This window comes from Streptomyces sp. NPDC127595, from assembly GCF_042671685.1.
In the GTDB taxonomy this organism is placed as follows: domain Bacteria; phylum Actinomycetota; class Actinomycetes; order Streptomycetales; family Streptomycetaceae; genus Streptomyces.
Map to the genome: position 1 here is coordinate 189,302 of NZ_JBHXWK010000014.1, position 20,076 is coordinate 209,377.

Annotated in this window: 23 protein-coding genes; 12 read left to right on the forward strand and 11 right to left on the reverse strand. The window is 69.3% G+C overall.

Features of this window, described 5'->3' with window-relative positions; all coding sequences use genetic code 11:
* Positions 1 to 117: 117 nt before the first annotated feature.
* The 5 genes from ACFVKT_RS34815 to ACFVKT_RS34835 all read right to left on the reverse strand — a co-directional run bounded on the left by ACFVKT_RS34815 (position 118) and on the right by ACFVKT_RS34835 (position 5,302).
* Positions 118 to 1,119 carry an ABC transporter gene (locus ACFVKT_RS34815; RefSeq protein ID WP_385739060.1) on the reverse strand — a complete coding sequence of 334 codons (1,002 nt, stop codon included), beginning with the start codon at positions 1,117 to 1,119 and terminating at the stop codon, positions 118 to 120.
* Positions 1,116 to 2,045, reverse strand: coding sequence for an ABC transporter ATP-binding protein (locus tag ACFVKT_RS34820; RefSeq protein WP_385739202.1), 930 nt, complete (start codon positions 2,043 to 2,045; stop codon positions 1,116 to 1,118). The genes ACFVKT_RS34815 and ACFVKT_RS34820 overlap by 4 nt, the downstream gene beginning before the upstream one ends.
* Positions 2,046 to 2,053: 8 nt before the next feature.
* Positions 2,054 to 2,485 carry a GntR family transcriptional regulator gene (locus tag ACFVKT_RS34825; protein ID WP_385739063.1) on the reverse strand — a complete coding sequence of 144 codons (432 nt, stop codon included), beginning with the start codon at positions 2,483 to 2,485 and terminating at the stop codon, positions 2,054 to 2,056.
* 554 nt (positions 2,486 to 3,039) lie between these two features.
* Complete coding sequence (locus ACFVKT_RS34830) at positions 3,040 to 4,506, reverse strand: ATP-binding protein (protein WP_385739205.1); 1,467 nt, start codon at positions 4,504 to 4,506, stop codon at positions 3,040 to 3,042.
* Positions 4,507 to 4,564: 58 nt separating this feature from the next.
* On the reverse strand, positions 4,565 to 5,302 hold the full coding sequence (locus ACFVKT_RS34835) for a response regulator transcription factor (RefSeq protein WP_385739067.1): 738 nt from the start codon (positions 5,300 to 5,302) through the stop codon (positions 4,565 to 4,567).
* Between the two features lie 173 nt (positions 5,303 to 5,475).
* On the opposite strand from ACFVKT_RS34835, the gene ACFVKT_RS34840 reads away from it, so the two are divergent.
* The gene (locus ACFVKT_RS34840; RefSeq protein WP_385739070.1) at positions 5,476 to 5,955 is read left to right on the forward strand and encodes a hypothetical protein; all 480 of its coding nucleotides are present in this window, start codon (positions 5,476 to 5,478) and stop codon (positions 5,953 to 5,955) included.
* A 1-nt stretch (position 5,956) separates the two neighbouring features.
* Positions 5,957 to 6,427, forward strand: a complete 471-nt coding sequence (locus tag ACFVKT_RS34845; protein ID WP_385739073.1) for a pyridoxamine 5'-phosphate oxidase family protein — start codon at positions 5,957 to 5,959, stop codon at positions 6,425 to 6,427.
* A gap of 74 nt (positions 6,428 to 6,501) precedes the next feature.
* Here ACFVKT_RS34845 and ACFVKT_RS34850 read toward each other — a convergent pair whose 3' ends face one another.
* Both ACFVKT_RS34850 and ACFVKT_RS34855 read right to left on the reverse strand, forming a co-directional pair.
* A complete protein-coding gene (locus tag ACFVKT_RS34850; protein ID WP_385739076.1) occupies positions 6,502 to 7,140 on the reverse strand; it encodes an FMN reductase in 639 nt (212 codons plus the stop codon).
* A complete protein-coding gene (locus ACFVKT_RS34855; RefSeq protein WP_385739079.1) occupies positions 7,137 to 8,225 on the reverse strand; it encodes an LLM class flavin-dependent oxidoreductase in 1,089 nt (362 codons plus the stop codon). The genes ACFVKT_RS34850 and ACFVKT_RS34855 overlap by 4 nt, the downstream gene beginning before the upstream one ends.
* A 113-nt stretch (positions 8,226 to 8,338) precedes the next feature.
* On the opposite strand from ACFVKT_RS34855, the gene ACFVKT_RS34860 reads away from it, so the two are divergent.
* On the forward strand, positions 8,339 to 9,142 hold the full coding sequence (locus ACFVKT_RS34860; protein WP_385739082.1) for a DUF6597 domain-containing transcriptional factor: 804 nt from the start codon (positions 8,339 to 8,341) through the stop codon (positions 9,140 to 9,142).
* A 22-nt stretch (positions 9,143 to 9,164) separates the two neighbouring features.
* On the opposite strand, the gene ACFVKT_RS34865 is transcribed toward ACFVKT_RS34860, so the two are convergent.
* Positions 9,165 to 10,055: a zinc-binding dehydrogenase gene (locus ACFVKT_RS34865; RefSeq protein WP_385739085.1), complete on the reverse strand. Its 891-nt coding sequence runs from the start codon at positions 10,053 to 10,055 to the stop codon at positions 9,165 to 9,167.
* 116 nt (positions 10,056 to 10,171) lie between these two features.
* Here ACFVKT_RS34865 and ACFVKT_RS34870 point away from each other — a divergent pair, with 116 nt between their 5' ends.
* Positions 10,172 to 10,573 (forward strand): winged helix-turn-helix transcriptional regulator, encoded by a 402-nt coding sequence (locus tag ACFVKT_RS34870; protein ID WP_385739088.1) that lies wholly within the window; start codon positions 10,172 to 10,174, stop codon positions 10,571 to 10,573.
* 310 nt (positions 10,574 to 10,883) lie between these two features.
* Here the strand turns inward: ACFVKT_RS34870 and ACFVKT_RS34875 are convergent, their stop codons facing one another.
* Positions 10,884 to 11,366, reverse strand: a complete 483-nt coding sequence (locus tag ACFVKT_RS34875; protein WP_385739208.1) for a hypothetical protein — start codon at positions 11,364 to 11,366, stop codon at positions 10,884 to 10,886.
* Positions 11,367 to 11,542: 176 nt separating this feature from the next.
* On the opposite strand from ACFVKT_RS34875, the gene ACFVKT_RS34880 reads away from it, so the two are divergent.
* Entirely contained in the window at positions 11,543 to 11,878 is a 336-nt protein-coding gene (locus ACFVKT_RS34880) for a YnfA family protein (RefSeq protein WP_385739091.1), read from the forward strand.
* A 48-nt stretch (positions 11,879 to 11,926) separates the two neighbouring features.
* Here the strand turns inward: ACFVKT_RS34880 and ACFVKT_RS34885 are convergent, their stop codons facing one another.
* Positions 11,927 to 12,361, reverse strand: a complete 435-nt coding sequence (locus ACFVKT_RS34885; RefSeq protein ID WP_385739094.1) for an ester cyclase — start codon at positions 12,359 to 12,361, stop codon at positions 11,927 to 11,929.
* Positions 12,362 to 12,563: 202 nt separating this feature from the next.
* Here ACFVKT_RS34885 and ACFVKT_RS34890 point away from each other — a divergent pair, with 202 nt between their 5' ends.
* The 4 genes from ACFVKT_RS34890 (at position 12,564) to ACFVKT_RS34905 (ending at position 15,155) form a co-directional block, all read left to right on the forward strand.
* Positions 12,564 to 13,331, forward strand: a complete 768-nt coding sequence (locus ACFVKT_RS34890) for an SDR family NAD(P)-dependent oxidoreductase (protein ID WP_385739097.1) — start codon at positions 12,564 to 12,566, stop codon at positions 13,329 to 13,331.
* Positions 13,328 to 13,513: a hypothetical protein gene (locus tag ACFVKT_RS34895; RefSeq protein WP_385739100.1), complete on the forward strand. Its 186-nt coding sequence runs from the start codon at positions 13,328 to 13,330 to the stop codon at positions 13,511 to 13,513. Before ACFVKT_RS34890 ends, ACFVKT_RS34895 begins: the two co-directional genes overlap by 4 nt.
* A gap of 200 nt (positions 13,514 to 13,713) precedes the next feature.
* On the forward strand, positions 13,714 to 14,136 hold the full coding sequence (locus ACFVKT_RS34900) for a GNAT family N-acetyltransferase (RefSeq protein ID WP_385739103.1): 423 nt from the start codon (positions 13,714 to 13,716) through the stop codon (positions 14,134 to 14,136).
* A 146-nt stretch (positions 14,137 to 14,282) separates the two neighbouring features.
* Positions 14,283 to 15,155, forward strand: coding sequence for a hypothetical protein (locus ACFVKT_RS34905; RefSeq protein ID WP_385739106.1), 873 nt, complete (start codon positions 14,283 to 14,285; stop codon positions 15,153 to 15,155).
* Positions 15,156 to 15,199: 44 nt separating this feature from the next.
* On the opposite strand, the gene ACFVKT_RS34910 is transcribed toward ACFVKT_RS34905, so the two are convergent.
* On the reverse strand, positions 15,200 to 16,393 hold the full coding sequence (locus ACFVKT_RS34910) for an RtcB family protein (RefSeq protein ID WP_385739109.1): 1,194 nt from the start codon (positions 16,391 to 16,393) through the stop codon (positions 15,200 to 15,202).
* Positions 16,394 to 16,595: 202 nt separating this feature from the next.
* Between ACFVKT_RS34910 and ACFVKT_RS34915 the strand changes: the two genes are divergently transcribed.
* The 3 genes from ACFVKT_RS34915 to ACFVKT_RS34925 all read left to right on the forward strand — a co-directional run bounded on the left by ACFVKT_RS34915 (position 16,596) and on the right by ACFVKT_RS34925 (position 19,991).
* Complete coding sequence (locus tag ACFVKT_RS34915; RefSeq protein WP_385739112.1) at positions 16,596 to 17,441, forward strand: DUF3558 domain-containing protein; 846 nt, start codon at positions 16,596 to 16,598, stop codon at positions 17,439 to 17,441.
* A 145-nt stretch (positions 17,442 to 17,586) separates the two neighbouring features.
* Positions 17,587 to 18,444, forward strand: a complete 858-nt coding sequence (locus ACFVKT_RS34920) for a DUF3558 domain-containing protein (protein ID WP_385739115.1) — start codon at positions 17,587 to 17,589, stop codon at positions 18,442 to 18,444.
* 170 nt (positions 18,445 to 18,614) lie between these two features.
* Positions 18,615 to 19,991, forward strand: coding sequence for a DUF2637 domain-containing protein (locus ACFVKT_RS34925; RefSeq protein WP_385739118.1), 1,377 nt, complete (start codon positions 18,615 to 18,617; stop codon positions 19,989 to 19,991).
* The last annotated feature ends 85 nt before the right edge of the window (positions 19,992 to 20,076 follow it).

Here is a 20,076-nt window from a genome sequence, read left to right on the forward strand (position 1 = left end):
TCGGTGTTGATCGAGGGCAGTTCGGGTTGATCGAGGGCATGACGAACCGCGCCCCGGAGGCGGCGCCTCCAGGGCGGGATCGTGAACAGCGAGATTCGTGAAAGGGCGGAGCGAAGGTCAGACGAGACGCTTACGGCCCCAGACGAGGATGAACACCGTGACGGCAGCGGTCAGGGCCAGCAGGACGGAGGCGCCGAACCACTGCATGGACGACATCTGCGAGAAGGGGATGTAGTCGACCGACCAGCCGATGACCTGCTTCTGCTCCAGGCAGGCGTTGGCCGCCTTCTCCGTGGCCTCGTTGCAGTTGCCCCAGCCGATGAGATCGCCGTTGGCGGTGAGATAGGACTGGTCGAGCGAGTAGGCGGTGTCGGGCACGGCCGGGTAGGCGTTCTCGCCGACCCCGTTGCTGGTGGTCACCGTGACCACGTCGGCGAGATCCAGCCGGAAGTACGACCAGACCAGCTGCACGGCGACGGCGAAGCCGAGCGTGACGACCATCGACAGCAGGGTCCGGCGCAGCAGCATGCCGATCGCGACGCCGCCGACCAGGGTGAACAGGGTGAGCGCCATCGGCACGGGCCCGGTGTTGTCGAACAGCAGGCCGGAGGTCCAGTCGAGGACGGTCGGCTTGCTCTTGACCGGCCCCCACCACCAGCCGAACACCACGGACAGCACGAGGGTCAGCGGTACGACCACGAGAGCGGTGATCCCCAGCTTCGCGGCGATCCAGCGGACCCGGCTCACCGACTGGGAGGTGACCAGTTTGGCGGTGCCGTTCTCCAGGTCCCCCGCGAGCAGCGGCGCGCCGAGGAAGACGCCGATCACGACGGGGATGAACCCGAGGCCGGTACCGGTCCAGGTCAGCGCGGCGCTGTCGACCTTCATGAACCAGTTGTCATCCGTCGGGTGGGGCCACCCGGGAACGGCGTTCAGCTGGTCCGTCAACTGCCCACGCTGGTAGGCCATCCAGCCGACGGCGACGACGGTGAAGGCGATCAGGGTCCAGAAGGCGGCCCGGTGCTGGTGCCAGACCAGCCAGTTCAGCCCACTGAGGCGAGGCCCGCGGCGTACCGGCTCGGTGCCGGCCGGAGTGCTCGTGGTGGTCAACGTACTCATGCCGCCACCGCCTTCGCGACGGCGCGGTCGCCTACCCGCGCGGCCGGGGTGATCAGGGGCGGGGCCTGCGGGGAGCGCAGATAGCCGAGGAGAAGCTCCTCCAGGTTCGGGGCGTCGGCCTGCCAGGCGCCGCCGACCGGTCCCTCCGGGCGCACCAACGCCCTCACCTGCCGTCCGCTGCTGCGCGACTCGACGACCGTGTGCTGTGCCAGGGCCTCGGGGAGACCCGGGCCGTCATGAACCCCGGTGAGCAGGGTGTGGGCGGCGAGGAGTTCGTCCACGTCACCGGCCAGCCGCAGTCCGCCCTCGGCTATGACCACCAGGAAGTCGCAGACGTTCTCCAGCTCGGTGATCATGTGGGTGGACATCAGCACGGTGGTGCCGTGCTCGGCGGCCTCGGCCAGCAAAGTGCCCATCATCTCGTGGCGCACCAGCGGGTCCAGGTCCGACATCGGCTCGTCCAGGAGCAGCAGACCGGGCCGCTTGCCGAAGGCGAGCGCGAAGGCCACCCGGGTGCGCTGCCCGCCGGACAGCGTGCCGATCTTCGCCTCGAAGGGGACGTTGCCCGCGCGGACGATGTCCTCGGCGGCCTTCTGGTCCCAGCCGGGGTTCAGCTCACGGCCGAGCCGCAGAGTGTCGGCGACGGTGAAGCGGCGGAACAGCGGCTTCTCCTGGGCCAGGAACGCGGTACGCCGGCCGGCCTCCAGCGACTCCGGAACCTCGCCGAACACCCGCAGTGTGCCGCTCGTCGGCGCCAGCAGATTCGCCGCGATCCCCAACAGCGTGGTCTTGCCCGCCCCGTTGGGACCCACAAGCCCGCAGATCCGGCCGGCCGGCAACCGGAACGAACAGTCCCGAAGGGCCCAGCCCCGCCGGTACTTCTTCCCCACGCCGTACGCCTCCATCGCGCTCACCGCGTGTGTCATCGCGCTGCTCACCTGTACTCCCCGTTCCCTGAGACTTCCGAATTCCCCGCGGCAGCCGCACTCTGCGGATACCGGTCCTCCAGCACCGAGGCGACCAGCGCCGCCACGTCCTCCCGCTCCAGACCCGCCTCGCGCGCCTGGTCCATCCACTCCTCCAGCGCCCCGCGCAGCGGTGAGTCCGCGCCCGCCTGAGGGCTGGCCAGCGACCGGCGTACGAAGGTGCCCTGACCCGGGCGCGGCTCGACAAGCCCCTCCCGCTCCAGCTCGCGGTACGCCTTCAGCGTCGTGTTCGGGTTGACCGCGCAGCTCGCCGCGACCTCCTTGGCCGTCGGCAGCCGGTCCCCCGGCACCAGCACACCCAGCCGCAGAGCCTGCTTCGTCTGCAACACGATCTGCTGGTACGCGGCCACCCCGCTCCGCCGGTCGATGCGAAATTCCACTCCCTCCTCCACCCTTTCACTACTTGATTAGTGGAATGATGATGAAGGCAGAACACAGCTCTGTCAAAGGAGCAGGTCAACCGGGTCAACCGGACGGGGTCTGGGCGCGATCCCCGCACAGCACAGGGGGGGTTGGCGTCACCTCGGCCGGGCCGACGAGGCATGCGAACGACGCCGTCAGGGCCCGAGGAGACAGAGGACGGCTCCCCGCCCGGCCGCCGAGAATCCATGCAGGCCAGAGGGGCGCGGGCGGGCGCGAGGCGCAGAAGAAGCGCAAACCAGGAGCGAGGCGGAGTGTCGACAGCGCCTCACCGCCACCAGCGAGGCGGAGTGGTGACAGCACCTCGCCGCCACCAGCAAGGCGGAGTGACGGGACCGCCTCGCCGCCACCAGCAAAGCGGAGTGACGGCAGCACCTCACCGCCACCAGCAAGGCGGAGTGACGGCACCGCCTCGCCGCCACCAGCAAAGCGGAGCGGTGACAGCACCTCACCGCCACCAACAAGGCGGAGTGACGGGACCGCCTCACCGCCACCATTCCTCCACGGCCAGGCGCTAACGCCCGTCCTCCTCCCCCGCCCCCTCCTCGTCGCCCACCGTGAACCCGATCACCACGCCGCCCCCGTCCCGCCGGTGGGCGAACGGTGCGCCCCCGTGCCCCACCGCCACCTCCCGCACGATGGACAGGCCGAGCCCCGACCCGGGCAGACTGCGCGCGTCGGCAGCCCGGTAGAAACGGTCGAAGGCCCGCTCCAGATCCCCGTCGGCGATCCCGGGCCCCCGGTCGAGCACCTCGACGCGCACACTTCCGGGACGACCACCCGGCACGGCCCCGGTCACGACGACCTCGACCGCCGCCTTGCCTGCCCGGTCGAACTTGACCGCGTTCTCCACCAGGTTGGACACCGCACGCTGCAGCGCGGTGGGCCGCCCGTCGACCCCGGTGTCCCCACTCACCCGCACGACGATGTCGCGCCCGCTGCGCCGCCGGGCGACGATGGCGACATCCTCGGCAAGCTCTCCCAGATCGACGCGCCGCACCGGCTCGGTATCGGACCGCCCCGCCGCGAGTGCCACCAACTCATTGACCAGGTCGGTCAGTTCACGGGACTCCAGCGCCAGATCGGCGACGAGTTCCTCACGTACGGCGGGCGGCAGCTCGTCGATGCGCCGGAGCATGGAGATGTTCGTACGCAGCGAGGTCAGCGGCGTACGCAGCTCGTGCCCCGCGTCCTGGACCAGCCGCCGCTGGTCCTCCTCGGACTGCGCGAGCCGGCCGAGCATCCGGTCGAAGGACCGCCCGAGCCGGGCCACCTCGTCGTACCCGGCGACCGGCACCTGGATCCCGAGCCGCCCGGTCCGCGCCACGTCCTCCGCGGCCCCCGCGAGCCGCACAAGCCGCCGGGTGATCCGCCGGGCCAGCCACCAGCCGAACAGTCCCGAGGCGATGACGACGGCCGCGACGAGCAGCACGGTCCGCTGCTGGAGCTCGTTCAGCAGATCCTCCGTGTCGCTGAACTCCTGCGCGACCTGCACCGCCCCCCGCCCGCCGCCGAGCGCGACGGTCGCCACCCGGAACCGGCTGTCGCCGACCTGTACCTCCTTGTGCTCCGCCAGCCTGCCCGCCGCTGAGGCGTCCGCGGCCTGCCGGTCGGCGGCGACGACGGGCAGCGGCGGGTGCCCGGGGCCGACAACAGCACCGGCGGGCCCGAGCACCTGTACGTCCGTACGACTGGGCCGCACGATCTTGTCGAGCGCCCCGCCATGGTCGTTGTCGGACGAGGTGAAGTCCGCAGGACCCAGCTCCTGCTGCCGCACCTCGGCCCGCAGATCCTCCACGACCCCGGCGAAGACGGTCTGCTGGTCCACACGGACGAGCCGGGCGGCGGCGTCGTAGCTCAGAAACCCGACCAGAACGGTGACGACGGCGGCCACGGCCGCGAAGGACACCGTGAAGGTGGCCCGCAGCGAGGTGACCCGCCGGAACCGGACCCGGGACAGCCGCCCGAGGAACCGCTTGATGATTCGCCCGGGGACTCGGGGCAGCCCTTCGGGTCGCTGGGGGAGTCTCGGAGGCACCTCAGTCCTCCCTCAGGACGTACCCCACACCCCGCACCGTATGGATCAGCCCCGAGGCCCCCGGCTCGTCGAGCTTGCGCCGCAGATACCCCACGTACACGGCGAGATTCTTCGACCCGGGGCCGAAGTCGTACCCCCAGATCCGGTCGTAGATCGTGGAGTGGTCAAGGACGATGCCCGCGTTACGGACGAGCAGCTCGAGCAGCTCGAACTCGGTCCGCGTCAGGTCCACCTCCCGCTCCCCACGCCAGACCCGCCGAGCCTGGGTGTCCATCCGCACCCCGGCCGCCGCGACCTGCCCCGCCGCAACGGGCAGCTCCCGGGCCTTCACCCCGACCGCACCGGCTACGTCATCGGGGGCGCCGTCTCCGCCACCCGTGCGCCGGAGCAGCGCCCGCAGCCGGGCGAAGACCTCCTCCACGTCGAACGGCTTGACCACGTAGTCGTCGGCCCCCGCGTCAAGACCCGCGATCCGGTCGGCGGTCTCCACCAGCGCGGTGAGCATCAGAATCGGCGTCCGGTTCCCCTCCGCACGCAGCACCCGGCACACCTGGAGGCCGTCGATGCCGGGCATCATCACATCAAGGACCAGCACATCGGGCGGCGTCCGATGGGCCTGGGCCAGCGCCGCCACGCCGTCGGCGACGGCCGTCACCTCATAGCCCTCCAGCGACAGCGCCCTCTCCAGCGCATGACGAATGGCACGGTCGTCCTCGGCAAGCAGCACATTCTGGGGCACCCCACCAGTCTGCCTGGCCCCCGCCACGTAGCACCTGATGAACGAGGGTCCGGCCCCCCTTCTTACCCGGCTCTCACCGCGAGCCGGGGCGGGCCGGCGATGAGTTCGCCGGCCCGCCCCGGTCTGTACCTCCGAGGGGACAAAGGCCTCGCCGGAGATGGGGAGTGATCGTCGTGACCGCGAACAGAGCAGAGGTGCTGGCGCGCCTGCACGTCCTCGTCGGTGAGTGGACCGTGGAAGCCCGCTTCCCCGGCGACCGTGCGACACCGCCTCCCGCCACCGAGGACGGCCCGCCCGTGCGCAGCCGCTTCGAATGGGCCCTGGACCGCCAGTTCCTCCTCCAGCACACCGAGATTCCGGTCCCCGGGGCACCCGACAGCCTGACGATCATCAGCACGGACCTGGAGACCGGCGCGTACACACAGCACTACTACGACACCCGCGGCGTGGTCCGTCTGTACGCGATGACCCTCACCGACGGGCTGTGGACACTCACCCGGGAGTCGCCCGACTTCACCCCGCTGACCTTCCGCCAGCGTTTCACCGGCAAGTTCAGCGAGGACACGAACACCATCGACGGCGCCTGGGAGATCTGCCACGACGGCGCCACCTGGGCGCACGACTTCGCCCTCACCTACCGCAGGGCGGGCTGACATGAACGCCGACGACCCCGCCGCCCGGACCGTGCGGCAGATCATCGAGGCCAGTCACTACCTCGTCCTGTCCACCGCCGACGCGGCGGGACGACCCTGGGGTTCCCCCGTCTACTTCGCGCACATCGACTTCACGGAGTTCTTCTGGGTCTCCTCGCCGGACGTCACCCACTCCCGCAACATCGCGGTACGACCGGAGGCGGGCATCGTGGTCTTCGACTCGCAGGTGGCGATAGGCACCGGGCAGGGCGTGTACATGCCCGCCGTCGCCAGACTGCTGGAGGGCGATGAGACCGCCCGGGGGATCGAGGCGTTCTCCCGCCGTTCGGTGGCCCACGGCGGCCGGGAATGGACGAACGAGGACATCCGCCCCGGCGCGGGCCTGCGGCTCTACCGGGCCACCGCCGACTCGCACTGGATCCTCGCCAAGGACGGCCACCCCGACCACCGCGTCCCCGCGCCACTCACCTGACCCGGGAACCTGACCCACCACGGGGAAGCCGACCCCGGGAACCCACCCGGGGAAACGCCCCTGAAGCCGATCAACTAGGCACGCAACGCGGCCAGTTGCTGCTCAAAGGGAACCACTTCGAACCCACCGCCCGCACCGGAGGAGGCCCCGGACTCACCCACCGCCGCCACCTTCCCCCTCCGCCCATACGCGGCGACACCGGCCATCAGCCCCGCCAGCTCCCCGGCGGCCCTGTCGATGCGCGAGGCGAGCCCCTCGGCTCCCCAGTCCTCCGAAGCGGCGTACACACCGGTCGGCACGACGACGGCCCGCAGATAGGCGAAGAGCGGACGAAGCGCGTGCTCCAGTACGAGCGAGTGCCGCGCCGAACCCCCGGTCGCCGCGATCAGCACCGGCTTCCCGGCGAGCGCGTCCTTGTCGCTGACGCTCAGCACGTCGAAGAAGGACTTGAACAGCCCGCTGTAGGAGGCGGAGAAGACCGGCGTGACGACGATGAGTCCGTCCGCAGCCGACACCGCGTCGAACGCGGAGGCCAGCGCCCGCCCGGGGAACCCGTTGGTGAAGTTGTGGGCGATCTCGACGGCCAGGTCGCGCAGTTCGACGACCTGGACATCGGCGGAGGCCTCCCGGACCACGGCGGCAGCCAGCCGATCGGCGAGCAACCGCGTGGACGACGGAACACTCAGCCCGGCAGAAATGACCACGAGCTTCATACGACGGTCACCTCCTGGGCGGCGGTCAGCAGCGACTGGTGAGTCGGTGCGTCCGGCACATCGGCCGGGCGCCCCTTGGCGAACTCCTCGCGCAGCACGGGCACGACCTCCTCGCCCAGCATGTCGAGCTGCTCAAGGACGGACTTCAGCGGCAGCCCCGCGTGGTCCACCAGGAACAACTGCCGCTGATAGTCACCGGCGTACTCGCGGAAGGCCAGCGTCTTCTCGATCACCTGCTGCGGCGAACCGACGGTCAGCGGCGTCTGATCGGTGAAGTCCTCGAGAGAGGGCCCGTGCCCGTAGACCGGAGCGTTGTCGAAGTACGGCCGGAACTCCCGTACCGCGTCCTGCGAGTTGTGCCGCATGAAAACCTGCCCACCCAGCCCGACAATGGCCTGCTCGGCCGTCCCGTGCCCGTAGTGCGCGTACCGCTCCCGGTACAGCTCGACCATCTTCTTCGTGTGGTCGGCCGGCCAGAAGATGTTGTTGTGGAAGAAGCCGTCGCCGTAGTACGCGGCCTGCTCGGCGATCTCCGGCGACCGGATGGACCCGTGCCAGACGAACGGCGGCACGCCGTCCAGCGGCCGGGGCGTCGACGTGAACGACTGCAACGGCGTACGGAACTTGCCCTCCCAGGTCACCACGTCCTCGCGCCAGAGCCTGTGCAGCAGCGCGTAGTTCTCGATGGCGAGGTTGATGCCCTGGCGGATGTCCTGCCCGAACCAGGGGTAGACAGGGCCGGTGTTGCCGCGGCCCATCATCAGGTCGACCCGGCCGTCCGCGAGGTGCTGGAGCATCGCGAAGTCCTCGGCGATCTTCACCGGGTCGTTGGTGGTGATGAGGGTGGTCGAGGTGGAGAGGATCAGCTTCTCGGTCCTCGCCGCGACATAGCCGAGCATCGTGGTCGGGGACGACGGCACGAACGGCGGATTGTGGTGCTCACCGGTCGCGAACACATCGAGTCCGACCTCTTCGGCCTTCTGCGCGATGGCGACCATGGCCTTGATGCGCTCGTGCTCGCTCGGCGCCCGTCCCGTCGTCGGGTCCGGTGTCACATCGCCGACGCTGAAGATCCCGAACTGCATGGTCGCTCATCCTCCGCAGGTTGTTTACGATTCAACTATACCCGCAAACGAGACCGCCGCCCTCCCTATTCCCCCACACCCCGACTGTCAGTGCCCCGCCCTACGATCCGGACATGGCCGCCCCACGCCGTGACACCCGAGGCATCGTCGACGCCACGGAACTCTTCTCCCGGGTCCGCTTCCGCCGCCGCGAACCCGCCCCACCCCTGCGCCCCTACCTGGAGCACTACTGGCTGATCGACTGGGACCTGCCCCAGCCGTACGCCTCCCACGTCGTCCCCCACCCGTCCGTGAACGTCGTCTTCCAGCAGTACGAGGGACAGGACCCCTTCGGCGAGGTCGCCGGCATCGGACTCGGCCTCTTCACCCAGAAGCTGACCGGAAGAGGCCGGGTCTGCGGCATCCAGTTCCGCCCCGGCGGCTTCCGCCCCTTCGCCCCGGCCCACCCGGTGAGCGACTGGACCGGCCGCCGCGTCCCGCTCACCGAGGCCTTCCCCGCCACCGACCCCACGCCGATCCTCGCCCCGGACGACGAGGACACCCGCGTCACCGCCCTGGACACCTTCCTCCTGAACCTGACCCCCCGGCCGGACCCCCAGTCCGACCTCGCCATGACCCTCATCGACCGCATCCGCTCCGACCGCACGATCCGCCACGTCGGCGACTTCGCCCACGCCCAGGGCATGACCGTACGCAGCCTGCAACGCCTCTTCGCCGCATACGTCGGCGTGGGCCCGAAGTGGATCATCCTGCGGTACCGCGTCCACGAAGCCCTGGAGCACGCGGAAGCCCCCCACCCCCCGGACTGGGCAGCCCTGGCCGCCGACCTCGGCTACGCCGACCAGGCCCACCTGGTCCGGGACTTCACGGCAACGGTGGGAGTACCACCGACGGCATACGCACAGGCAGTCCACTAGACCCTGCCCGACGTTTGCCGTCCTAGGGCACAAGCACCAGCCGCCCCCGCACCCCACCCTCAGCCAGCCGCGCATGCGCCTTCACCACATCAGCCAGCGCATACGTCTGGGCCACCCGAGCGGTCAGCACCCCCTCATCCACCAGGGCCACCAGCTCCGCGAGCCGAGCCCCGTCGGCGCTCACCTCGACGGCGGCGGTCCGCACACCCCGCACGGACGCCGGCTCCGTATGCGGGATGGCCGCGACGAAAGCACCCCCGTCCCGGACCCACTCCAGTGCCGAGTCCCCGACGATCGCCGCGTCCAGGACCCCGTCCACACTCCGGGGCTCGACCTCGCCCGACACAAACCGGCCCGCCCCCAGCGACCGTACGAACTCCTCATCGGCCTCCCGGGCCAGACCCACGACCGACAGCCCCTGACGGACGGCGAGCTGGACGGCGTACCCACCAACCGCCCCCGCCGCGCCCGTGACCAGCAGACTCTGCCCCGCCTCCAGCGCCAGCAGATCGAGCGCCTGCGCGGCGGTGAGGGCGTTCAACGGCACGGTCGCCGCGTGCGCCGCGTCGACGGAGGCAGGCGCGACGGCCACCGCGTCCGCGTCGACGACGACGTAATCGGCGTGCGTACCAAGGGGCTTGACGGGCCCGTACTGCAACGCCACCACCTGATCACCGACCGTCCACCCCGCCGCGCCACCCACCGCGTCGACGGTCCCGGCCACGTCCCAGCCGAACCCGATCCGCTCACCCGCACCCCCGAAAACGCCCGCACGCACCCCCGCGTCGACCGGATTCAACGCGGCGGCCGCCACCTTGATCCGTATCTGCCGGTCCCCCGGCTCAGGCACCCCGACCTCCACGACCTCCACGACCTCAGGCCCACCGAACTCCGTGACAACCGCTGCACGCACAACAACTCTCCCTACAGACGACCCGGCAATCTCCCCGGCAGCAACAACCCTAGGAAGAGTTACTCTCTTTCGGTAAGCAGGCACTTGAAGGTGCGTACGTCACCCGGAGGTGAGCCATGGCGACCACGACCGCGGCCCAGCGGCGCGAGCAGGCACGCGTCGAGTACGACGCGTTCATCAAGAGCTGCCCGACCAACCAGCTCCTCGACCGCATCAGCGACAAATGGGTCAGCCTCGTCGTCTGCGCACTCACCACCGGCTCGATGCGCTACAGCGACCTCGCCCGAAAAATCGCGGGCGTCAGCCCCAAAATGCTGACTCAGACACTCCGCTCCCTCGAACGCGACGGGATCGTCTCCCGCACGGTCACCCCCGCCGTACCGGTCCGCGTCGACTACGAACTGACCCCCCTGGGCGCCAACCTCAGCTGCCTCCTGGCAGCGGTGAAAGACTGGGCGGAGCTACACATCGAGCAGGTCAACAAGGCAAGGGCCCACTACGACTCCCTGCCGTCCTGACCGTCGGACGCACCGGCCCCGCACCCGGAATGACCACGGAAGGGGCCGGGGGCCGGTACATCAAATGCCCGTCGCCAACGTGGTCACACCGAGCCCCAGCCCAACAACAAACAAAAGTGCCCGTCGGCGACGGGCGGATGTACCGACCCCCGGCCCCGACCCCCCACAGACCGGTCCACGGGCCCCAATGGCCCGGTCCACGGCCCCCACCGGCCCGGTCCGCGGCCCCCACGGACCGGTCCACGGCCCCCACCGGCCCGGACTCCGGCCCCCGACCGGGCCCGGACCGCCCCCCGCAAACAGCGCCCCGCTAGAACACGTACGAGTCCCCGGTATCCAGCACCAACACCCGCTGCCGATCATTCGCCCGGTTGCCATCCACCGCCCCACCACCCCACACCGTCTCGAACTCCAGCATCACCTCAGCCGGCGCCCCCCGCAGCCGTACCGCCAGCGCGATCTCCTCCCCCAGCCCGTCCGCCGCCAGCGCCCCCGTCCGGCACACCACCGCCCGTGAGTCCGCCCGCGCACACCCGCCCGGCAGACTCTGCCGGTCCGCCAACGCGACCGACCAACGCAGCCGGACGGTCGCGTCCGTGACGGCGCTCGGACCGTGGTTCCGCGGGGTCAGCCGTACGTCGACACGGCCGTCGGCCATGGACACGTACCCGTGATAGGCGAGATCGGCCTCGGGAACGAGAGGGAAGCCGCCGGCACCGGCAGGCGACCCCGCCCCCACCACCAGCCCCGCACCGACAACCACCGCACACCACACCCGCATCAGCGTCCGCATCCCCATGAGGTCATTTCCTTCGCTAGACCGGCAGGTCATCCAGCCACCCGGTCATCGGGCCACCGTCAGGAGATGTATCCCACCCTGGGCCGCCGCAAGGCGCCCTCCATCAGGTGACAGATCACAGCGGAACGAACACGCGCCAGCCACCACGCCCCCCATGCAAAAGTGACCGCATGCTGATCGCCCGCTCCGCCGCCCTCTTCGTCCTCGCCGCCCTCTTCGAGATCGGCGGCGCCTGGCTGGTCTGGCAGGGCGTACGGGAGCACCGCGGCTGGCTGTGGGTCGGCGCGGGCGTGATGGCCCTCGGCATCTACGGCTTCGTGGCCACGCTCCAGCCGGACGCCGAGTTCGGCCGGATCCTCGCCGCGTACGGCGGAGTATTCGTCGCGGGCTCCCTCGCCTGGGGAGTGGTCGCGGACGGCTACCGCCCGGACCGCTGGGACATCACGGGCGCGCTGATCTGCCTCGCGGGCATGGCGGTAATCATGTACGCCCCACGAGGAAACTGAGGCCTGGGCGCCCCTCAGGCACGCCCAGGGCAACCTCAGAGCGTCCCTTCAGGGCGTCTCCTCAGGCAGCAGCCCAAGCTGCCCCAGGAAATCCATCTGGTCGAAGTAGAGCCGATAGCTGACGATCCGCCCGTCCACGACGGTCGCGAAGTCGCAGCCACGAATCCTGACCCTCTTCCCGGTCGCGGGCAGCGACTCCCCGGACGGCAACGGCAGCGGCCCCGTGTTCGTCCCGCTGTAGAAACCCTCGTCGATGGCGGTGTCGCCGACCTCGGCCGCGTACACGGTCTCGTACGAGGCGTCCGTGACCGCGTCCGTCATCTGACGCCAGTAGTCGACGATGTTGTCGCGCCCGTGGACCTCTCCGGCATCGGGCGTGACAGCGACCGCGTCCGCCGCGTACAGCTCGGCGACGGCCTTCAGATCCGGGGTCGAGGTGAGCGCCTCGGTGAGCCGGTCCATGACCTCACGTGCCTGTCCCATGATCCACCTCCTGCACAGGGGATCACCCACCCCATTTTCCCACGCACGGCCCTCCCGGCCACCCCCGGACCAGTCCGGCAACCCCCCTCACACCCACTCCGCCTATCCTTGCCAGGGCAGGGCAGGCCAGCACGAACACCCCCGCCCGCCAAGTCGCGTCTGCCAAGTCCCGCCCGCCAGACCCCGCCCGAGGAGAAACCGCATGAGCCCCGCCGCCGCGTCCCGTATCGCCGTCGTCACCGGCGCCAGCAGCGGCATCGGCGCCGCGACGGCCCGGCAGCTGGCGGCCGCGGGCTACCGCGTCGTCCTGACCGCCCGCCGCAAGGACCGCATCGAGGCACTCGCGGAGGAGCTGACCGCGACGGGCCACCAGGCGACGGCATACGCCCTCGACGTCACCGACCGCGCGGCGGTCGACGAGTTCGCCCGCGCCTTCAAGACGATCGGCGTCCTGGTCAACAACGCCGGCGGCGCACTGGGCGCCGACCCCGTCGCGACGGGCGACCCGGCGGACTGGCGCCAGATGTACGAGACGAACGTCATCGGCACCCTGAACATCACGCAGGCCCTGCTCCCCGCCCTCACCGCGAGCGGCGACGGAACGGTGGTCGTCATCTCCTCCACGGCCGGGTTCAGCACGTACGAGGGCGGCGGTGGCTATGTCGCCGCCAAGCACGGCGAACACGTCCTCGCCGAGACCCTCCGCCTGGAGATCGTCGGCACCCCGGTCCGCGTCATCGAGGTCGCGCCCGGCATGGTCAAGACGGACGAGTTCGCACTGACCCGCTTCGGCGGCGACGAGGAGAAGGCCGCCAAGGTGTACGCGGGCGTCGCCGAGCCCCTCACCGCCGAGGACGTGGCCGACACGATCACCTGGGCGATCACCCGCCCCAGCCACGTCAACATCGACCTGCTCGTGGTCCGCCCCCGCGCCCAGGCATCGAACGCGAAGATCCACCGGGAACTGTGACACCGGAAGAGCCCTCCACCGAGACGGAGACGGAGCGGCAACAGAGGCAAGAACAGGAGCAACTCCGCCTGGCACAGGAGACAAAGGACGAACGCTACGTGTGGTGGTACCTCGCGTACTTCCTCTTCGGCATCCACATCGTGGCGTTCGTCATGATCTACGCGGTCATGCACGCGAAGTAGGGAACTCCCTCTACCCGGCCGCACGCCAGGGAGCGAACTCCCTCCCTACGCTGGCGAGTTGTGAAGAGAAACACACCCTCCGCGGCCCCGGACAGCAGAACCCCCTGCCGCCCGACCCCCCACCCCTGACCTTCCGCCAGGCGACCGAGGCCGACCTCCCCACCCTGGTCCGCCTCCGCGACACGGCGGCCAACTGGCAGGTGTCCCGCGGAATCGACAAGTGGACCTCGGGCGAGATGACGGAGACCCACTTCCGCACCCACCTCCAACAGGCGGAGGTCTGGCTGGCCCACCAGGGCCCCCACCCCGTAGGCACCTGGGAGCTCTGGTGGAACGACGAAGCCACCTGGGGCCCCCAACCCCCCACCGCCGCCTACATCCACCGCCTGATGACCGCCCGCACCACAGCCCCACCCGGCACAGGCCGCCACCTCCTCACAGCAGCGGAAACCCGCATCGCCACCACAGGCCGCCCCCTCGCCCGCCTGGACTGCCTCACCACCAACCCCCGCCTGCACACGTACTACAGGTCCGCCGGCTACACCCCCGTAGGCGAACGCCACGTCACAGCAGGCCCGGGCACCCCCTACACAGTCACCCTCTTCGAAAAGCAACTCCACTAACTCACAAGGGTGAACCGAACAGATCGCCCATACGAGGACCGAACTCACGATCTAGGCTCGCGCCACAACATCAAAAAGCGACGGCCCTCGGCCGGGACTGCCATCCCGACCGAGGGCCTGACCACACAGGAAGGCCTAACTTCCTCATGGCTGAACGCGAGCCTAACGCCCACCAGTTCACGCTGGACGACGCCCTCGGCGTCGACACGACGGGTTTCATGGACCTCGAAGACCCCAACTACGCCTACATGTTCGGCTTCTTGCAGGCCGACGGGCATCTTGCGAAGGGCACGGGCCAGAAAGGGCGCCTGACCGCCGAGATCAACGTGCGGGACATCGGGATCCTGCGCGAGTTCCAGCGGCTGACGCCGTACAACAGCAGCATCACCGAGCGCGTCAGATCCACGAACTTCGCCGAGGCTCACCACTCTGCGACCTGGACCCTGTGCTCCCTTGAAGCCAGGACCAAGCTGAACCAACTCGGCCTGCCCTACGGCCGCAAATCGAAGACGATCACGCCGCCTCAAGGTGAGTTCTCGCGGCGCGACTACCTCCGGGGCGTCATCGACGCCGACGGTTCGGTGGGCTACACCGCGAAGGGCTTCCCCTTCATCTCCCTCACCACGGCGAGCACGGCCATCGGCGCCTACCTCTGCCGCTACACGAAGGAAGTCACCGGTGCCGAGCGGATCATCAAGCGAAATACCCGAGATGACATCTACAACATTCTCTACACGATGGAGGTGGCCCAGAGCCTGGCAGCCCATCTCTACTACCCCGGCTGCCTGTCCCTGCAGCGTAAGCGCACGGCGGCCGACTCACTGACGACCTGGGCGCGCCCTGCCAACATGCGGGCCGCCTACACGAAGCGAACCTGGAATGAACGGGAGGACCGCATTCTACTGGAACTCAACAGCCCGAAGGCCGCGGCAGAAGCACTCGGCCGGACTACCCAGAGCTGCCATCTCCGCCTCTGGCGCCTGCGCACCGGCCAGGTAAACAGGCCAAGCGATCTATAACCCAATGTGCGAGGTCCCCGGCCTCTGACCGGGGACCTCGCACGTCAGCCCTTCACACAAACAACTTGCTTAAGCTTCGCCACGACCTCCACGAGGTCGCTCTGCTGCTCCATAACCTGCTCGATCGGCTTGTAGGCGCCCGGAATCTCATCCACGACGCCAGAGTCCTTACGGCACTCCACACCCCGCGTCTGCTCTTCCAGGTCCTTTGTCGAGAAGCGACGCTTGGCCGCGTTACGGCTCATACGCCGACCCGCCCCGTGGGAGGCCGAGTTGAACGCCTTCTCGTTTCCGAGACCCTTCACTATGTACGTCGCCGTACCCATGGAGCCCGGAATGATCCCGAGGTCGCCCGCACCCGCCCGAATTGCACCCTTGCGCGTCACGAGCAGGTCCATTCCGTCGTAGCGCTCCTCGGAGACGTAATTGTGGTGACAGCTGACCTCCATCTCAAATGTCGGCTTCGCCTTCTTGAACTCCTTACGAATGACGTCCTTCAGAAGCGCCATCATGATGGAGCGGTTGTACTTCGCGTACTCCTGCGCCCAGTAGAGGTCGTTCCTGTACGCGGCCATCTGCGGAGTGTTCGAGACGAAGACCGCGAGGTCACGGTCAACCAGGCCCTGATTATGCGGGAGTTTCTGAGCTACCCCAATGTGGTACTCGGCGAGTTCCTTGCCGATGTTTCGGGACCCGGAGTGGAGCGTCAACCAGATCGAATTATCCGAATCAACCGATACCTCACAATGGTGATTCCCGGCTCCGAGTGTCCCCATCTGCAAAACGGCCCGCCCCCGCCGGAACTTGACCGCCTCAGCAACCCCATCAAACCGCCCCCAAAACGCATCCCACCCCCCAGTAGCCAGCCCATGGAACCGCCCGGGCTCCACCGCCGACTCATGCATCCCCCGCCCCACCGGAATGGCCTGCTCAACCTTCGACCGAAGTCGCGAAAGATCCCCCGGCAGGTCATTGGCGGTCAGCGACGTCTTGACGGCGGACATCCCGCACCCGATGTCCACCCCCACCGCCGCCGGACACACGGCGTCGCGCATGGCGATGACGGAGCCGACCGTCGCGCCCTTCCCGTAGTGGACGTCGGGCATGACGGCCAGCCCCTTGATCCATGGCAGAGTCGCCACGTTCTGGAGCTGCCTCATCGCCACGTCCTCGACCGACGCGGGGTCGGTCCACATGCGGATGGGGACCTTGGCGCCCGGTACCTCTACGTACGACATATCGTTCTCTTTCCCCCGGATGTAAACAGAAGACTTAAAACGCAAAACCGGCGCCAAGGTCGACGTATGGGACAACGGACCGGCGTTCGCGGCTCTGCGTGCGATAGACATTGTCTCCAGGGGCCGCCCCCACGCGGCAACCGAATAACCACAGGACATCCCGGGCCTCAGGCCTTCGGGAAGGGCCGAGAGGAGCCTGACCGTGCAGCGGAAGGCGTATGTATCCGGCGTCGCCGTGCTCCTCGCGGCACTGCTGGCCGGCTGCACGGGCGGTTCGGGCGACGACGGCACGCCGGACGACGCGAAGCCGGGCGACTCCGGTACGACGGCACCCGCGGCGCAGCCCGGCAGGTACCGCACGCTGCCCGAGGCCTGCGCCGCCGTCGGCCACGGCAGCCTCGACTCGCTGCTGCCCGGCATCAAGCAGATCGCCGACGAGGAGCAGCGCAGCACGGCGTACGAGGGCACGCCGACCCTGACCTACGACACCGACCGGCGGGTCGGCTGCCGTTGGAAGGTGGAGTCGGAGAACGCCACCGACCACCTGTTCGTCGATTTCGAGCGGGTGGTCTCGTACGAGAACGCGGTGAGCGACGACAACAAGGCCTCGGAGCTCTACACGGGCAAGGAGACGGCGGCGGACCTGCCCGAGCCCACCAGTTCGGCCGGCTCGACCAGTTCCGCGAGTTCGGAGAGTCCGGACGCCGGGAGCTCCGCGTCCCCGTCGGACTCCCCCTCCGACGCCTCCTCGGCCTCCTCGTCCGCCTCCTCGTCCGCCTCCCCCTCCGCAGACGCCACCCCCACCTCCCTCCAGCCCCGCACCCTCGACGGTCTCGGCGACGAGGCGTACCTGAACGACACGCTCAGTTCGGCCGGCTCGACGGCGCAGCAGCGGACGGTGACTGTGGTGTTCCGCACGTCGAATGTGATCGTGACGATCGAGTACGACGAGCAGCCGGCGGTCACGGGCGAGGTGCCGGACAGCGAGGAAATGCAGGACAGGGCCCGGAATCTGGCCGCGAGGCTGGCTGACACGCTCAACGGTTAGGGGGTCCGGAGGGGGCTGGGCACCGTGGTGCAAAGCCCCCGAAGCAGGACCGCTCGCCTGTCTCACCGCGTACCGTGGCCCCTCGGACCCGACCCGGTCGTACGTTCCATGTGCGGCCGTACCACGAGCCACGAGTGAAGGAACCATGCACCGACCAGTACAGCGAGTAGGCCGAGTACCGCGACTCACCCGCATCCTTGTCAGCGCAGCCGCCGTCCCGGTGATGCTTGTCGCCGCAGGCTGTTCCTCGGACTCCGGCTCCGACGCCGGCTCCGCAGCGAGTGACGCGAACAACGGCTCCGATACGAGCCCGGGTACGGAGGTGTCCGTGAGTCCCTCGGCGAACGCCGTGCAGGTGGCCGCGTACGCGACGTTGCCCGAGTCCTGCTCGGTGTTGACGGACAAGACGCTGGGCTCACTGGTCCCGAAGGCGGGCAAGAAGGGCAAGGCGGGCGCGACGGATGAGGTGTCCGCGCGCGGCAACTGCTACTGGACGAGCCTCGACAGCAATGGTGTGAAGGGCTCGCAGTACCGCTGGCTGAACGTGTCCCTGCTGCGTTTCGAGTCGGACGCGCGTGGCACGGGCGCCGAGCAGGCGCACACGTACTTCGAGAAGCAGGTCTCGGGTGCGAAGACGGTGTCGGGCGCGAAGAACACGAAGTCGGCGTCGGTGTCCGGTACGGGCGACGAGGCGACGGCAGTGAGTTATGACCTGAAGAAGAAGGAAGGCGCCTTCAAGCAGCAGACGGTCGTGGCGCGCGTCGAGAACGTCGTGGTCACGCTCGACTACAACGGTGCCGGTCTGGCGGGCGAGAAGGCCCCGTCCGCCGCGACTCTGCTGAAGGCGGCGGAGAAGGCCGCGAAGGAGGCGGTGGCGGCGGTGACCGCGGCGAACAAGGAAGGCGGCGCCGAGTCGAGCGCCTCCCCCTCCCAGTCGGCCTCGAAGAGCGCGTCGCCATCCGCGTCGGCGTCCCCGTCGAAGTCGGCGGCCAAGGAAAGCTGACCCGGACAAGTGACAGAGCTGCTTCCGCGGCGTAACTCGTAGTCCCACCAGGCCATTTGCAGGAGCCCGGCCCCTACAGGGACCGGGCTCGTGCCGTACCGTGCGCCCGGGCACCGCACACATGTGCCACCCTGTTGCGCGCAACGACAAGTAAGGGGAGGGGAGTACGGGTGTCCGCGCCGATTCAGCTCACACGCACGCACCGCATCCTCATCGGCGTGGTCGTCGCCGGTGCGGTTGTCATCGCGGGCATCGGCTTCGCCGGTTCGTACGCGGCCGTCCGCGAGCTCGCGATCGAGAAGGGTTTCGGGAACTTCAGCTATGTGTTCCCGATAGGCATCGACGCGGGCATCTGCGTCCTGCTCGCCCTTGACCTGCTCCTGACGTGGATCAGGATCCCTTTCCCGCTGCTGCGCCAGACGGCGTGGCTGCTGACCATGGCGACGATCGCGTTCAACGGCGCGGCGGCCTGGCCGGACCCGCTGGGCGTGGGCATGCACGCCGTGATCCCGATTCTCTTCGTGGTCTCGGTCGAGGCGGCCCGGCACGCGATCGGCCGTATCGCGGACATCACGGCGGACAAGCACATGGAGGGCGTCCGCATCACGCGATGGCTGCTCTCCCCCATCCCGACGTTCCTCCTCTGGCGCCGGATGAAGCTGTGGGAGCTGCGCTCCTACGAGCAGGTCATCAAGCTGGAGCAGGACCGCCTCGTCTACCAGGCGCGGCTCCAGTCCCGTTTCGGGCGCGCGTGGCGCCGCAAGGCCCCGGTGGAGTCCCTGATGCCGCTGCGGCTCGCGAGGTACGGCGTTCCGCTGGCGCAGACGGCCCCCTCGGGTCTCGCGGCGGCGGGTATCGAACCCGTACTGCTGCCCCCCGCGCCGCAGTTGGAGCCGGCCCGCGAGCCGGAGCCCGCCGCCCCCGTCCTCCAGGGCGACGTGGCACCCGCCCGGGAGCAGCTGCCCGCCCCCGAGGCGAACGAGCCCCCCGAGGAGCCGGAGGGCTACGCCGAGCCGCAGAGCCCGTGGCTTCAGGCGCGGGACCCTCAGTCCGTCGCCTATCAGGGCGGCTACGACCCCACGTACGACCCGGCGTACGACGCGGATGCCGCGTACGGTCAGTGGTTCGCGGAGCAGCAGCAGGCGGAGCAGTTCGAGGAACAGCAGCGGTTCCAGGCCCGGCAGCAGTTCGAGCAGCAGCAGCAGTTCGAACAGCAGCCGTTCGAGCAGCAGCAGCCGTTCCCGCAGCAGTACGAGGAGCCGCCCGTCCCGGAGCCCTCTCCGGAGGACACCGGTACCTTCCCGATACCGGCGGGCCCGGGCCGTACCCGTGAGATGGGTGCGGGCGGCGGCTCGGAGCCGACCGAGGACGACTACTACGCGGTCTTCAAGAAGTCGATAGACGGCAGTTACCCGACCTCGGGCCAGTTCAGGGGCGACGTGGAGGCCACGTACGGCATCACGCTCCCGCACCGCGAGGCCGACCGACTGGTCAACCGCTTCACCAACCGCCACACGGCGGATCTCCAGGAGGAGCACATCGCGTAAGCGGATCTCCTCGGATGTCCCCGGATGTCCCCGGTTCTCCTTCTACGACGACGGGGGCGCCCGGTGCCATTGAGCACCGGGCGCC

What these genes read in the sequence shown, in the direction of transcription:
- ACFVKT_RS34815 (WP_385739060.1), bottom strand. Translation starts at nt 1,119, where the DNA reads ATGAGTACGTTGACCACCACGAGCACTCCGGCCGGCACCGAGCCGGTA.
- ACFVKT_RS34820 (WP_385739202.1), bottom strand. Translation starts at nt 2,045, where the DNA reads ATGACACACGCGGTGAGCGCGATGGAGGCGTACGGCGTGGGGAAGAAG.
- ACFVKT_RS34845 (WP_385739073.1), top strand. Translation starts at nt 5,957, where the DNA reads ATGAACGCCGACGACCCCGCCGCCCGGACCGTGCGGCAGATCATCGAG.
- ACFVKT_RS34850 (WP_385739076.1), bottom strand. Translation starts at nt 7,140, where the DNA reads ATGAAGCTCGTGGTCATTTCTGCCGGGCTGAGTGTTCCGTCGTCCACG.
- ACFVKT_RS34855 (WP_385739079.1), bottom strand. Translation starts at nt 8,225, where the DNA reads ATGCAGTTCGGGATCTTCAGCGTCGGCGATGTGACACCGGACCCGACG.
- ACFVKT_RS34860 (WP_385739082.1), top strand. Translation starts at nt 8,339, where the DNA reads ATGGCCGCCCCACGCCGTGACACCCGAGGCATCGTCGACGCCACGGAA.
- ACFVKT_RS34870 (WP_385739088.1), top strand. Translation starts at nt 10,172, where the DNA reads ATGGCGACCACGACCGCGGCCCAGCGGCGCGAGCAGGCACGCGTCGAG.
- ACFVKT_RS34875 (WP_385739208.1), bottom strand. Translation starts at nt 11,366, where the DNA reads ATGCGGACGCTGATGCGGGTGTGGTGTGCGGTGGTTGTCGGTGCGGGG.
- ACFVKT_RS34880 (WP_385739091.1), top strand. Translation starts at nt 11,543, where the DNA reads ATGCTGATCGCCCGCTCCGCCGCCCTCTTCGTCCTCGCCGCCCTCTTC.
- ACFVKT_RS34885 (WP_385739094.1), bottom strand. Translation starts at nt 12,361, where the DNA reads ATGGGACAGGCACGTGAGGTCATGGACCGGCTCACCGAGGCGCTCACC.
- ACFVKT_RS34890 (WP_385739097.1), top strand. Translation starts at nt 12,564, where the DNA reads ATGAGCCCCGCCGCCGCGTCCCGTATCGCCGTCGTCACCGGCGCCAGC.
- ACFVKT_RS34905 (WP_385739106.1), top strand. Translation starts at nt 14,283, where the DNA reads ATGGCTGAACGCGAGCCTAACGCCCACCAGTTCACGCTGGACGACGCC.
- ACFVKT_RS34910 (WP_385739109.1), bottom strand. Translation starts at nt 16,393, where the DNA reads ATGTCGTACGTAGAGGTACCGGGCGCCAAGGTCCCCATCCGCATGTGG.
- ACFVKT_RS34920 (WP_385739115.1), top strand. Translation starts at nt 17,587, where the DNA reads ATGCACCGACCAGTACAGCGAGTAGGCCGAGTACCGCGACTCACCCGC.